Source organism: Burkholderia sp. Se-20373 (assembly GCF_017104705.1).
In the GTDB taxonomy this organism is placed as follows: Bacteria; Pseudomonadota; Gammaproteobacteria; order Burkholderiales; family Burkholderiaceae; genus Burkholderia.
In genome coordinates, this window is sequence record NZ_JAAGPH010000181.1 from 1 (window position 1) to 12,887 (window position 12,887).

Below are 12,887 nucleotides of genomic sequence, written 5' to 3' on the forward strand. Positions count from 1 at the left end.
ATAGCGAGTCGGTCCCACCCCTTCCCATCCCGAACAGGACCGTGAAACGACTCTACGCCGATGATAGTGCGGATTCCCGTGTGAAAGTAGGTAATCGTCAGGCTCCCTAAGCCAGAAACCCCCGCCCAAAAGGCGGGGGTTTTTGCATTTCAGCGGCTGAAATGTGCGTGGAGCATTCGGCATGGCTGCATGTCGTGCTACGCGCACCGAGGCTTGTAATGCCTCGGATGCGGGGAGGATGGAACGCAACTTTTCGTCTGTTGTGACGATTGTTGAAGTTGCCTTCAGCCTCACGGCGGGCCATTTGCGTCAACGCGTGAGCCGAAGTGCTTCACGCCGAGCCCTCACCAGGCAGTAGAGCCGCGCAAAGCGGCCAGCGCTGCGTAGTCCTCAGCCTCATCCTCTTCTTGGGCAGCTGCACCATAGGGCTGCTCTCGCCAGTTCAGCGCGCTGTAGTCGGGCGTGATGATGACCCTCCGGGAAGCAAAGCTGAACCGAAGATAGACGCGATCACCCGGTTTGAATCCGAACATCTCGAAATGCGCGTCGATGGCGCGCATCCATGGCATGTATGGTTGGCCATCCTGGGGAAGGTCAGGCTTGTTGCTGAGGGTCAGCTCAACCTCGGGATACTGTTTGAGCTTCTTGGGACGTGACTTACTATTGGCGTTAGCCATCTTCCGACTCCGCTACTGAGTTGGTTGTGGTCAGCGGGTCGTATGGGTGGCAGCCCATGCGGCCCGCGCTTTTTGCGGTGATGCGAATCGAGTTTAAGCGAAGATGGGAGCTTGATGGGTACGTATAGTGTGGAATAGCCGAAGGGCATAGACGGGTAACTGAGGAATATGCCAATCGGACTTCGTGAAAAACTGCTAAGGTGCTCGATAGTTAAAGCGACTAGCTCATCCATTGCGACGTCTGGTTGCTCGCGGTGAAAGCAGCAGACGGGCGCCGGATAACATACTCATAATGCAATGCCACCACGCTAAAAGATAATGAGTCTATTCAATCCACATCATTCGAATGCGCTGCAGGTATTTAAGGCTGCACAGGATTTCAAGCAACAATGCCTGATCAATCAACAGTCACTCTTTGTGCCTCGACAGACGATCTGGACGACACCTCACTTTGAGAGTCTGGTTACAAATTTTGTCAATCAACCGGATGCGGGAGATAGCGGATTTTATAAAAAACTCGAATTACAATTATCTACGTGCACGGCTTTAGACGTTGCATTGATGGCCGAGATATTTTGGATTGTACAACTTCCTGCTATTAATCTACGACCGTCAACAAAGCTGAAAAGACTCGAAGAGATATGGAATATCAAGCCTGAGGCGGTCTTTCCTGCTCAGTCTGGCTTTCTCGAAGATGCGGTGCTTTCGGGACTCGGAAGTGCTGGACCAGGATACAATCAGTATCTTCCGTCTGAGATTGCATTTGCAGTTCAGGCCTTCGCCACGTTAGTGGCCATGCCGTTATCCAAACGAACGGAGCTGTTGAATGGCAACGGATTCGACTTCGCGAATTGGTTGAGTTCTATTCCGTCGGGGAAGGGGCGCCAACTTTATCACACGCTTTGCCATGTTTTGTTTCCTGAGTCATTCGAGAGGATATTCAGCCAGGACAACAAGAACAAGGTGCTGCGGGCGCACAAGATTTGGACAAAGGAGATGGCAGGTAACCGCCCGTTGCAGGACGCAGCACTTCTGGATCTGCGAAAAAGGCTTGAGATCCAGTTTCCTGGAGCTGTCGACTATTACGTGGCGCCGGTAGGTACGCTTTTGAAGGAGAAGCCGAATCAGCAGGCTCCGCAGAATTCCAACGTCTGCAATCTGGAGGCAGAAGACGAGCCCGAAATTGATGTTGAGGAACGTGACGGCACGCTGCCACCGCTTCGAGTTTCCGACAACGTAATTTTTTACGGTCCTCCAGGAACGGGGAAGACGCATAGGATGCAAGACTGTATGCGCGAAGCTTTCGACGCAGGCGAGGACTTCGCGTTCGTATCGTTCCACCCGAGCTACTCATATGAAGAGTTCGTCGGCGGTTTGAGGCCAATCGCCGCGCCGGGCGGCAACGGAATTGCTGTAGTTTATGAAAAGGGCCCATTCCGAAAGCTCTGTGAGCAGGCTCATGCCGACCCGAGCCGGCGTTTCACTCTCTTCATTGACGAGATTAACCGCGCGAACGTAGCCAAAGTCTTTGGCGAACTCATTACATTGATCGAACCATCCAAGCGCGCGAGGGCGGGAAGCGAGCCGAACGAGGGCGATGGCACATGGATTAGATTGGCGGGGGCGAAGGACGAAGAATTCAGCGTGCCCGATAATCTAGACATTGTCGCTTCCATGAATACCGCGGATCGATCCATCGCAACAATGGATGTCGCGTTACGAAGACGCTTCCGCTTCGTTGAGTGCCCGCCGCAGCCTGAACTCATCAGCAGTTCGCCAACCCTTGGCTCGGTCGACCTCTGCAAGCTCCTGACGCGTCTCAACGACCGGCTCGAGTTCATGCTCGACCGCAACCACGCCATCGGTCACGCGGCGTTCATGTCTATCGACGACTTACCTGAATTGCGGAGGCGGCTCGCAGAGCGTGTTATTCCACTGCTACAGGAATATTTTTTTGACGACATGGAGAAGGTCCGCTTAGCTTTGACGGGACGCAATAAACCGAGTGTCTTCTTTCTAGCGCGAAAGCTTACTTCAGCCGAGCTGTTTCCGGGCGGAGCGCATCTTGTTGGTAGCGCGGAGCGAGTATCGCTAACGGTGGGGGATCCGTCGTCGTGGACCGAAGCGGATATCGTCGCGTTGTACGAAGACGGCATGGCAATTGCGCCGGGCGAACCGACCATATCCTGATACACAGCTGAGACCATCGATGCAAGCTTTACGCACCGTGACGGCAGTCGAACATATGCTGATTCCCGTTACGGAAGATGCCATATCTTCTGCCGCATATATCACTTCCCGCGAGGCCGAGGCACTGCTCAAAATCAACGATGGAAATCCCGGGTTTTGTCAGCGGACGGTCGGAGGTGTGAAGCTTGCGCAGCATTGCGGCATTGTTAGGACCGAGTCGTGTGTACTTGAGATCCTGCCCAAGGTCGGCATCGCAAGCCATGGAGATGACGCATTGCGCGGGCGTGTGGCACTACTATCTATGCTGCATCATGCGGGCCGGCTTAAGGTATCTGAGATGGGCAGTGCAGAGCAAGGTGCAGTGCGCACGTCGCTGCTCGAGATTTTTGTTCGGGAATTTTTGCTCTGCGCACTCGGCGTCGCGCAGTCGGGACTTATCAGCCGCTATGTTTCTGAATTCGGAGACCTGACAGTGGTGAGAGGGCGCTTTCACGCGCAAAGGCATCTAACACATAATGTCTCGCGCCCTCATTTGTTTCATTGTGAGTATGACGAGTTCACTATCGACAATCCGTATAACCGCATTATTCGAGCTGCGCTCGATGCATGTCGTCATTGGGCGAAGCTCGCGTCGACGCAACGGCTTTGGTTCGAGTTGCACGCACGCATGACGAGTGTCGCGCAGGCTCGCGTGACGTCCGCCGATGTGCGGCGACTGCGTTACGACCGACAGACCTTGCGTTATCGCGCAGTCATGCAATGGTGTGAATGGTTGCTCGAACTGGCGAGCCCAGACCTACGCAGCGGAAACGCAACTGCGCCGGCACTGCTCTTCGACATGAATAAGCTATTTGAAGACTACGTGTGCCACAGGGAAGAGCTGAAGGAGGTGGAGTCATCGAGCCTGCTCATTCGACAAGGTCCGCAGCGCTCGCTCATCGAGCAGAACAAGCAGTCTTTCTTCACGCTCAAGCCGGATATCACAGTCTGGAAACGGGTTCCCGGGGAAACACAATACTCGCTCGACAGGATCGTCGATGCGAAATGGAAGTCGCTGAATCCGGACTTGGATGACTGGGGTATTGATGAAGCCGATATATATCAGATGCTTGCGTATTCCAAGAGATATCGTTGCGAGCGTCTCGAACTCGTATATCCTCGCCCCGTCGATCTGACTGAGCGAAATGTGCCGCCTGTTTTTCGTATTGACGATGACGAAGCCGGCTGCACCACCACGATTACGATATCGATGGCGTCGCTCACGTGAAGCGAAGTCGAGGCTTCGCACTGAATCAAGACACTGCGGATGTGTTGTGCGCGATTATTTCTGGTGGTACAGCGAGCGGTGCATTGGGTCGATTTTCGCTCCTCTCACGCGTGCTGTGCCACCTCGCTCTCGATTGGCAGCGGTAGACAACTACCATTAAGCCGCGACGGATCGTTCAGCTTTGATGGATGACTCTTTTAGGGTCGCAAGGCGCCGTTTGAGCGCTTCTGGCCAGAATTTCGGAGCTAGCTTCCCTAAATGTGGTGACACGTGGACTATTTCAAAACTACCGCCGCCCATCCAGGTTACGGTCTCGGTGATCCCTCCAGGGTCCTTTCCGTCAATTATCCTCTGCATTCTTGGTAGTAGAAAATCGAGGACGGTTTGCGTGTTACGTTCGGCTACTATCCATCGGCGACGCATCTTGTGTGCGACCGCGGCAGTCGTCCCGCTACCGCCGAATATATCGACCACTAACTCACCTGGGTTAGTTGCGATGTGAATGATTCGTTCCAGCAGCGATTCAGGTTTGGGAGTATCAAACACCTCGCTTTCCGGAAACATCGCCATCAAGTGGCGTTTTGCATCGTCATTCGTGCCCGTGTCTGTTGCGCCCCATACCGTAAATGGAACAAGTCCTCTGAGTTGATGTGCGAACAACTTTAAACGGGGTGAGCCGTCGCCGCCTTTAGGGAACCAGATTCGGTCGTCGGCGAGTAAGTCGAGATAAGTTTGCTCAGTCGCATACCAAGAACGCCCTCGCGGGGGATGAAGCACTTGTCCTGTTGGTGTAACAATTTCGTACTGCTGAGCTTTGCGGTATCCAGGTGCAGTGAACGGTGCGTCAGACCATGGGCCACGTGGATCATCGTCGCGATTCTGCAGCTGCGTCTCGTCTTTTGCGAGCAGATTTCGTGAGGTTTTCCACTTTTTGGGGCCACTTGGGGCGTACACCAGTATTGTGTCGTGATTCGACGAGAAGGCTGCGCGGGAATCGCGGGTGGTCTTTTTTTGCCACACGACCGAGGCAACAAATGCGTGATCACCGAAGATCTCATCCATGACGGCGCGAGCGCGGTGTACTTCGCTGTCGTCGAGGTGTACCCAGATGCTCGCATCTTCCGCGAGGAGCGGACGCAGCGCCGCGAGTCGGTCACGCATCATGCTTAGCCACATCGGCCGTTGCATAGTGTCGTTGTACTGGCGGAAGTTGACTTGCGTGTTGAATGGCGGATCGATGTATACGAGTCGAATGCCGCTGTCTAGAACCGTCGTTTGCGCCTTTAACGCCTCAAGAACGTCCAAGCCATCGCCGATCGCCAGCACGTTTGCGAGAGCACTCAGCGGACGCTCAGTGAGCGACTCAAGCTTGAGTCGCTCAAGCAAGCGGTGATCCGTAGGCTGTACCCACTCGTAGCTTGCCTCCCCAGACGCCTTTAGCAGCAACTCCTTGTTTGGCCAAACAAGTTGGATGTCGGACATGTTAGCTCCGAGTCTGGGAAGATCTAAAATAACCCTGTATTATGCACCCTTGACACGTAGATTGAAAGAGAAATTCCATGACGCAGGCTGTTTTGGACATGCTGTTCGACGCGCAGTGTGCGACCATGGTCGCTCCCACGCCGATCAAGCCGTTCATCAGGTGGGTAGGCGGCAAGTCGCGATTGCTTCCCCGGATCCTTCCATACGTACCCTCTAGCATCAAGAACTACTACGAGCCGTTTCTCGGCGGGGGGGCTGTTTTTCTGGCTTGCGCATCCCGCATATCCGGCCGTTCGTATCTCGCAGATCTCAACGAGCATCTCATCGCTGCTTGGGTTGCGATGAAAAGCCATCAATCGGAGCTTCGACCGCTGCTGGACTGGTATCTGAAAAACGATTCGAAAGAGTTTTATTACGAAGTTCGCTCAACTATCGCATCCTCGTGTACCGTGGAGAAGGCTGCTCGTTTTCTCTATTTGAATGGTGTTTCATGGAATCACTTGTGGCGAGAAAACTCTCGAACCGGTGCTATGAATGTTCCTTGGGGCGACCGTCGCTTTAAACTCATGGATGACAACACCATGGAGTCAGTTGGTGCTGTTTTGGCGGGGGCAAATATTGCTGTCGCTGACTTTCGCCAAGTACTTGACAGCGCCTTGCCTGGGGATTTCGTTTATCTTGATCCACCGTACTTGCCCGTTTTTTCTCGTCCAGACGTTGAAAAAGAGCCAACCGCGAAATTCAACAAATACACGGCGAAGACTTTCGAGACGCCCGATCTCATTGCATTAGCGGAAATCTGTGATAAATTGTCGCGCCGGGGTGTGCAGTGGGTTATGTCGAATCGCGATACTGAGTCAGTGCGCTCCCTATTTCCGGAGGCCGAGATTGTTCGATTTACGACTCATCGTTCGCTTGCAGCTCAGAGTCGACGAGAAGTAGAGGCACATCAATCACCGGAAGCAATTATTATTGGGAGAGTCTGAGTGGCTGCGCAACCGGTTGAATGGGTGCTGGTCGTCTATTATGGTCCGTCGGCGCATCGCGCGACATATGGGCGATTGGATAATACCAAATATACGAAAGACTATATTCAACTTTCAAAGAGAAAGGATTTTATCGAGATCCTTGGGCGGCTATTTCCAGAGAATGTGAGGGACGAAGGGGTGGTGCCGCTTACATATAAGTGGCCGGCGGCAACAACACTGGGCGCACTGGTATTTAATTCTGCGGATCGTCCGCATCTTAAATGGGAAACCAGCCTAGGCGCTCCGAATGCATGGAAGATGTCACTCACACCAGCGGAAGATGCTGCAGAGACAATTCCAGGTAATCCAGGGCATACTGACTTTGATGCTGCTGAGAACGAATTGGAATTGCTCGCAAGCCGCGGTGCTGGTCAGCCTTACTTAATGGCGATCAAGCTCCACGGCGAGCCTACAACGCTGCATTTGCGCGCGTATTTAAGTGGCCCGAGCACCAAATATGCTTGGGCCGACCTCAACGTTGCGCCACTCCAAATTCAAGAGCTAGCTATGAGGACGTCGCAGCGTTCAGCACTTGCATGGGGAACGTTTGCCGGCGGTGGGGTCGCTCCGAGCGCCGAAGTCAGGCATGCTCTTTCAAAGCTCGAGTCGTCAGATACACCTGTTGTTGCACTCGATGAACTCGACGTAGATGCGGGGCGAGGACTCGCCGCTTATCTTCGGCAGCCAGGATATGGGCTATTTTTTGATCCGTCTCAGAACCACAATGCGTGGACAATTTCTGAATCTCTGCCAGAGGGGCTCACGGCATCGATTAATTCACTTCTCGAAACGCTTAATGCACGGTACCCCGCCGCGGCACAAGGAGACGCCGTAGCCGAATCTGCGGAGACAGATCCTAGTGAAATTGAGGTATTTAAAAAGCAAATAAAAAATCACGATTATTGCGTTGCTGATTTGGTTGTTACGACCAAGACGCGCGGGAGCGCGCAAAAAGTATTTGCCAGTGCAGTCAAGGATAATTACGGACATCGTTGTGCAATTACGGGAATTGAGAGCAAGGATTTTCTTGTTGCTTCGCATATAGTTCCGTGGAGTGAAGATCAAAATATTCGACTTGATCCATCGAACGGAATTTGCCTTTCTCTAATTATGGATCGTGCGTTTGAGAGAGGGCACTTACTAATTGAGGACGACCTCACAGTCCGAGTCGATTGGGTTAGAGTTGGTGGTGATGCTGTGCTTCGGCGCCAGCTTGAACCGTATGATGGGCAGAAGTTAACGTCACCAACGACAGCGACTCCGCGTCCGGAATACCTTCAAAGGCGTCGAACACTTGTCTCGAAAGTTGATTAAATTCTGATCGGTGGTTGTGGAATATATTAGGATTGCGTCATCGATGATTCGTGCGACATCGAGCCGGTTTCGGGCGGCTTCGGTGAATTATTCATGACTGGTGGCACGGCGAATTTTCAGAAAAATTTCCCAAAAGCTAAAAGCCCACCGTAAAGGTGGGCCAGCATTTAAGTTTCCTTGGTGGGTTGCGGTGAAAACAAGGAATTAAACGTCAATATTCCCCGCCCTTAACGCATTGCTCTCAATAAACGCCCGCCGCGGCTCCACATCATCCCCCATAAGGGTAGTAAAGATCCCATCCGCAGCAATCGCGTCTTCGATCTGCACACGCAGCAGTCGCCGCACTGCCGGATCCATCGTCGTTTCCCACAGCTGCTCGGGGTTCATCTCGCCGAGCCCCTTATAGCGTTGTTTGGAGACGTTGCGTTCCGCATCCGCCAGCAGCCACTTCATCGCGCTCTTGAAGTCCGCCACGGCCATGCTGCGCTCACCGCGCTTGATGACCGCACCTTCGCCGATGAGCCCCTTGAACGTATTCGCGGTGGTCACGAGCTGCTGATAATCCGCCGTGTGCTGGAATTCCTGGTCGATGACCGAAACTCGCACGTTGCCGTGATGCGTACGCTCGACATGCAGCGACCGCTGTTCGCGAACCGGATCATACGAAGGCACGACTCGCACTTCGTTCTTCAGCGCTTCATCATGCAACGCAGCGTGCAGCGCCTTGGCCGAAGCCTCCGTCGAAGCCTCGTTGGAGAGGTCGATCACCACCCCGTCCATGACCGCTTCCAGCGCGGCCGGGTCATACAACCGGCTCAAGCGCTCGATCACGCTCTGCGACAGCAGATACGACCGCGCCAGCTCGCCAAGCGCATCGCCGGAAATTGCCGCCGCATTCTCACCCGGCACCAGCTCCGACCCTTGCAGCGCCAACCGCAGCATGTGCGCGTTGAGCTCCACGTCATCCTTCAGATACCGCTCGTCCTTGCCCGCCTTGATTTTGTAAAGCGGTGGCTGCGCGATGTACACGTACCCGCGCTCGATCATGTCCGGCATCTGGCGATACAGGAACGTGAGCAGCAGCGTCCGGATGTGCGCACCGTCGACGTCCGCGTCGGTCATGATGATGATGCGGTGATAGCGCAGCTTGTCGAGGTTGTAGTCTTCCTTGCCGATCCCGCACCCAAGCGCGGTCACGAGCGTAACGATCTGTTCCGACGACAGCAGCTTGTCATAGCGTGCCTTCTCGACGTTCAGCACCTTGCCGCGCAGCGGCAGGATCGCCTGGAACTTCCGGTCACGCCCTTGCTTCGCCGACCCACCTGCCGAGTCACCCTCGACGATGTAGATTTCGCACTTCGCCGGGTCTTTCTCCTGGCAGTCCGCGAGCTTGCCGGGCAGGCCGACGCCGTCGAGCACGCCCTTGCGGCGCGTCATCTCACGCGCCTTCCGCGCCGCATCACGCGCACGAGCAGCCTCGACGATTTTCCCGCAGATGATCTTCGCGTCGATCGGCGTTTCCAGCAGGAATTCTTCCAGCGCCTTCGCCACGACTTCTTCAACCGGCGCACGAACCTCGGAAGAAACCAGCTTGTCCTTCGTCTGCGAGCTGAACTTCGGCTCAGGCACCTTCACGGACAGCACGCACGACAGCCCTTCGCGCATGTCGTCGCCGGTCGTCTCGACCTTCGCCTTCTTCGCGATTTCGTTGTCGGTGATGTACTTGTTGATGACGCGCGTCATCGCGGCGCGCAGGCCGGTCAAGTGCGTGCCGCCGTCGCGCTGCGGAATGTTGTTCGTGAAGCACAGCACGTTTTCGTTGTAGCTGTCGTTCCACTGCATCGCGACTTCCACGCCCACGCCATCCTTCTCGCCGTTGGCGAAGAAAACGGTCGGGTGCAGGTTCGTCTTCGTCTTGTTGATGTACTCGACGAAGCCCTTCACACCGCCGGCGAACGCGAAATCGTCTTCCTTGCCCGAACGCAGATCGGTGAGACGAATCCGCACACCGTTGTTCAGGAACGAGAGCTCACGCATCCGCTTCGCGAGGATGTCGTAGTGATACTCGACCGTACCGAAAATCGTCGGATCGGCCATGAAGTGCACTTCGGTGCCGCGGTTCTCGGTGTCACCCGTCACCAGCATCGGCGACACTTCGACGCCATCAACCACCTCGAGCACGCGATCCTGCGCAACACCGCGGTGGAACTCCATGAACCGCTTCTTGCCGTCACGGCGCACCGTGAGGCGCAGCCAGCTCGACAGCGCGTTCACGCACGACACACCCACGCCGTGCAGGCCGCCGGACACCTTGTAGCTGTTCTGGTCGAACTTGCCGCCGGCGTGCAGCTCGGTCATCACGATTTCCGCGGCGCTCCGCTTCGGCTCGTGCTTGTCGTTCATCTTCACGTCGGTCGGAATCCCGCGGCCGTTGTCGGTCACGGAAATCGAGTTGTCGGCGTGAATCGTCACGTGGATGTCGTTGCAGTACCCGGCCAACGCTTCGTCGATCGAGTTGTCGAGCACCTCGAACACGAGGTGATGCAGACCGGTGCCGTCCGACGTGTCGCCGATGTACATCCCGGGGCGCTTGCGCACCGCTTCCAGACCTTCGAGGATCTGGATCGACGAGGCGCCGTAGCTGCTGTTATCGGGTTGCGAATTGTGCTGTTCACTCATGGATATCTTCCGGTTCTGCGAGGCCACTCAAGCGGCGGCGCGGTGCGTTTCCTTGCAAAAACGCCGGGCCGCTCCAGTTTTCCTGGCCCGTCCGAGGCGCCGTTAGGGCACCAAAGGGACGGGTTGTCGGTTCGCCATAAAAACGCCAAAGGGGCTTGCCGCCCCCTGGTGTGTGTCGTGATGTCGCGCGCGTCAGATGCGCATCGGCATCACGACATACTTGAACTCGTCGTTCTCGGGCACGGTAATCAGCGCGCTCGAGCTGGCGTCGCCGAGGCTCACCTGCACGGTGTCGACCTTCAGGTTCGCGAGCACGTCGAGCAGATACGTGACGTTGAAGCCGATGTCGACGGTATCGCCCTGGTAGGCGATTTCCAGTTCTTCCTGCGCCTCTTCCTGATCGGCGTTGGTCGACATGATCTTCAGCTGGCCCGGCGCGATGATGCAGCGCACGCCCTTGAACTTGTCCGAGGTGAGAATGGCCGCGCGTTGCAGCGAACGCTGCAGCTCTTCACGGCCGATCTCGAACGTGTTCTTGTGCGCCTTCGGGATCACGCGCTGGAAGTCGGGGAACTTGCCCTCGACGAGTTTCGACACGAGCTCGACCTGGCCGAACGTGAACTTGGCCTGGGTTTGCGCGATGTCGATGGTGACGGTGTCGTCGATGTCTTCGAGCAGGCGTTGCAGCTCGAGAATCGTCTTGCGCGGCACGATGACTTCCTGGCGGCCGAACGTGCCGCCTTCGATCTTCATCGACGAGAACGCGAGGCGGTGGCCGTCGGTGGCCACGGCCATCAGCTGGTCGCCGTCGACGACGAGCAGCATGCCGTTCAGGTAGTAGCGGATGTCCTGCTGCGCCATCGCGAAGTGCACCATGCCGAGCAACTGGCGGAACGACTTCTGCGGGACGGTGAGCGTGGCGCCGAAATCCTTCGCCTGCGCGACGGTCGGGAACTCGTCGGCCGCCAGCGTCTGGAGTGCGAAACGGCTCTTGCCGGATTGAACGGTGAGGCGCTTGTCGGCGAGCGACAGCGTGACCTGGCCGTCAGGCATCGCGCGCAGGATGTCGAGCAGCTTGCGCGCCGCGACGGTGGTCGCGACCTGGTCGCCGCCGACGCCGAAATCGGCGCGCGTGGTGATCTGCAGCTCCAGGTCGGTCGACAGGAACGAAACGTCCGAGCCGTTCTTGGTGATCAGCAGGTTGGCGAGGATCGGCAACGTATGGCGGCGTTCGACGATGCCGCTGACCGTTTGCAGCGGCCTGAGGAGGGTGTCTCGTTCGGTCTTGACCAGTTGCATAGAGTTCCTTCGTTGAGTAACGGCCTGCAGCGCAGCAGCCTCGCAGCGCCCCGCCAGCCGGGCTCTTGGCCCGCCACCACCGGGGCGGTCAAACCAGTATTGTGCCTCAAAACCGAACCGCCCCCCTTAAATTGGGGCGGAGGCCGAATTATCAAGCGCGCCGCGCGCTCAGCCCTTCAGCGTCTGTTCCAGCACGTGCAGCTCGTGGTTGAGCTGCGCGTCCTTGCTGCGTTCGTCGGCGATCTTGCGCACCGCGTGCAGCACGGTGGTGTGATCGCGCCCGCCGAACAGCTCGCCGATTTCCGGCAGGCTCTTCTGCGTGAGTTCCTTCGCGAGATACATCGCGATCTGCCGCGGCCGCGCGATGTTCGCGGGGCGCTTCTTCGAGTACATGTCGGCGACCTTGATGTTGTAGAAGTCGGCGACGGTCTTCTGGATGTTCTCGACCGAAATCTGCCGGTTCTGCACGGTCAGCAGGTCCTTCAGCGCTTCCTTGGTCAGCTCGATCGAGATCTCGCGGCCGTGGAACTTCGAATACGCGAGGATCTTGCGCAGCGCGCCTTCGAGTTCGCGCACGTTCGAGCGCAGGTGCTTCGCGACGAAGAACGCGACGTCCTCCGACAGGTTCACGCCTTCCGACTGCGCCTTGCGCATCAGGATCGCGACGCGCATTTCCAGCTCGGGCGGCTCGATCGCGACGGTGAGGCCCGAGTCGAAGCGCGAGATCAGGCGATCGTCGATGCCCGAGATTTCCTTCGGATACGTGTCGCTGGTGATGATCACCTGCGCCTTGTTCGCGACCAGCGCCTCGAACGCGTAGAAGAATTCCTCTTGCGTGCGCGACTTGCCGGAGAAGAACTGAATATCGTCGATCAGCAGCAGGTCGAGCGAGTGGTAGTAGCGCTTGAAATCGTCGAACGCCTTGCGCTGGTACGCCTTCACCACATCCGA

Annotated in this window: 9 protein-coding genes and 1 rRNA gene; 5 read left to right on the forward strand and 5 right to left on the reverse strand. The window is 56.4% G+C overall.

All coding sequences use genetic code 11. The features are described from left to right. Positions 1-103 (forward strand): 5S ribosomal RNA (gene rrf / locus G3N96_RS34140); the annotation flags it as partial. Between the two features lie 241 nt (positions 104-344). Here rrf and G3N96_RS34145 read toward each other — a convergent pair. Then, entirely contained in the window at positions 345-677 is a 333-nt protein-coding gene (locus tag G3N96_RS34145; protein WP_206139933.1) for a hypothetical protein, read from the reverse strand. A gap of 318 nt (positions 678-995) precedes the next feature. Here G3N96_RS34145 and G3N96_RS34150 point away from each other — a divergent pair, with 318 nt between their 5' ends. After that, positions 996-2,867 carry an AAA family ATPase gene (locus tag G3N96_RS34150; RefSeq protein ID WP_206139934.1) on the forward strand — a complete coding sequence of 624 codons (1,872 nt, stop codon included), beginning with the start codon at positions 996-998 and terminating at the stop codon, positions 2,865-2,867. A gap of 19 nt (positions 2,868-2,886) precedes the next feature. Beyond that, positions 2,887-4,134, forward strand: a complete 1,248-nt coding sequence (locus tag G3N96_RS34155) for a restriction endonuclease (protein WP_206139935.1) — start codon at positions 2,887-2,889, stop codon at positions 4,132-4,134. 156 nt (positions 4,135-4,290) lie between these two features. Here G3N96_RS34155 and G3N96_RS34160 read toward each other — a convergent pair whose 3' ends face one another. Then, complete coding sequence (locus G3N96_RS34160; RefSeq protein WP_206139936.1) at positions 4,291-5,616, reverse strand: site-specific DNA-methyltransferase; 1,326 nt, start codon at positions 5,614-5,616, stop codon at positions 4,291-4,293. Positions 5,617-5,693: 77 nt separating this feature from the next. Here G3N96_RS34160 and G3N96_RS34165 point away from each other — a divergent pair, with 77 nt between their 5' ends. Together G3N96_RS34165 and G3N96_RS39935 are read left to right on the forward strand one after the other, a co-directional pair. Next, complete coding sequence (locus tag G3N96_RS34165) at positions 5,694-6,602, forward strand: DNA adenine methylase (protein WP_206139937.1); 909 nt, start codon at positions 5,694-5,696, stop codon at positions 6,600-6,602. Further along, entirely contained in the window at positions 6,603-7,958 is a 1,356-nt protein-coding gene (locus tag G3N96_RS39935) for an HNH endonuclease signature motif containing protein (RefSeq protein WP_346778925.1), read from the forward strand. It begins immediately after the preceding gene. 204 nt (positions 7,959-8,162) lie between these two features. On the opposite strand, the gene gyrB is transcribed toward G3N96_RS39935, so the two are convergent. The 3 genes from gyrB to dnaA form a co-directional block, all read right to left on the reverse strand. Continuing rightward, positions 8,163-10,637, reverse strand: coding sequence for a DNA topoisomerase (ATP-hydrolyzing) subunit B (gene gyrB, locus G3N96_RS34175; RefSeq protein ID WP_089431868.1), 2,475 nt, complete (start codon positions 10,635-10,637; stop codon positions 8,163-8,165). 192 nt (positions 10,638-10,829) lie between these two features. Further along, the gene (gene dnaN, locus G3N96_RS34180) at positions 10,830-11,936 is read right to left on the reverse strand and encodes a DNA polymerase III subunit beta (protein ID WP_071335272.1); all 1,107 of its coding nucleotides are present in this window, start codon (positions 11,934-11,936) and stop codon (positions 10,830-10,832) included. 168 nt (positions 11,937-12,104) lie between these two features. Then, the coding region (gene dnaA / locus G3N96_RS34185; protein WP_206139938.1) for a chromosomal replication initiator protein DnaA at positions 12,105-12,887 on the reverse strand (783 nt) is incomplete at its 5' end.

What these genes read in the sequence shown, in the direction of transcription:
- gyrB (WP_089431868.1), bottom strand. Translation starts at nt 10,637, where the DNA reads ATGAGTGAACAGCACAATTCGCAACCCGATAACAGCAGCTACGGCGCC.
- G3N96_RS34150 (WP_206139934.1), top strand. Translation starts at nt 996, where the DNA reads ATGAGTCTATTCAATCCACATCATTCGAATGCGCTGCAGGTATTTAAG.
- G3N96_RS34155 (WP_206139935.1), top strand. Translation starts at nt 2,887, where the DNA reads ATGCAAGCTTTACGCACCGTGACGGCAGTCGAACATATGCTGATTCCC.
- G3N96_RS34160 (WP_206139936.1), bottom strand. Translation starts at nt 5,616, where the DNA reads ATGTCCGACATCCAACTTGTTTGGCCAAACAAGGAGTTGCTGCTAAAG.
- G3N96_RS34145 (WP_206139933.1), bottom strand. Translation starts at nt 677, where the DNA reads ATGGCTAACGCCAATAGTAAGTCACGTCCCAAGAAGCTCAAACAGTAT.
- dnaN (WP_071335272.1), bottom strand. Translation starts at nt 11,936, where the DNA reads ATGCAACTGGTCAAGACCGAACGAGACACCCTCCTCAGGCCGCTGCAA.
- G3N96_RS34165 (WP_206139937.1), top strand. Translation starts at nt 5,694, where the DNA reads ATGACGCAGGCTGTTTTGGACATGCTGTTCGACGCGCAGTGTGCGACC.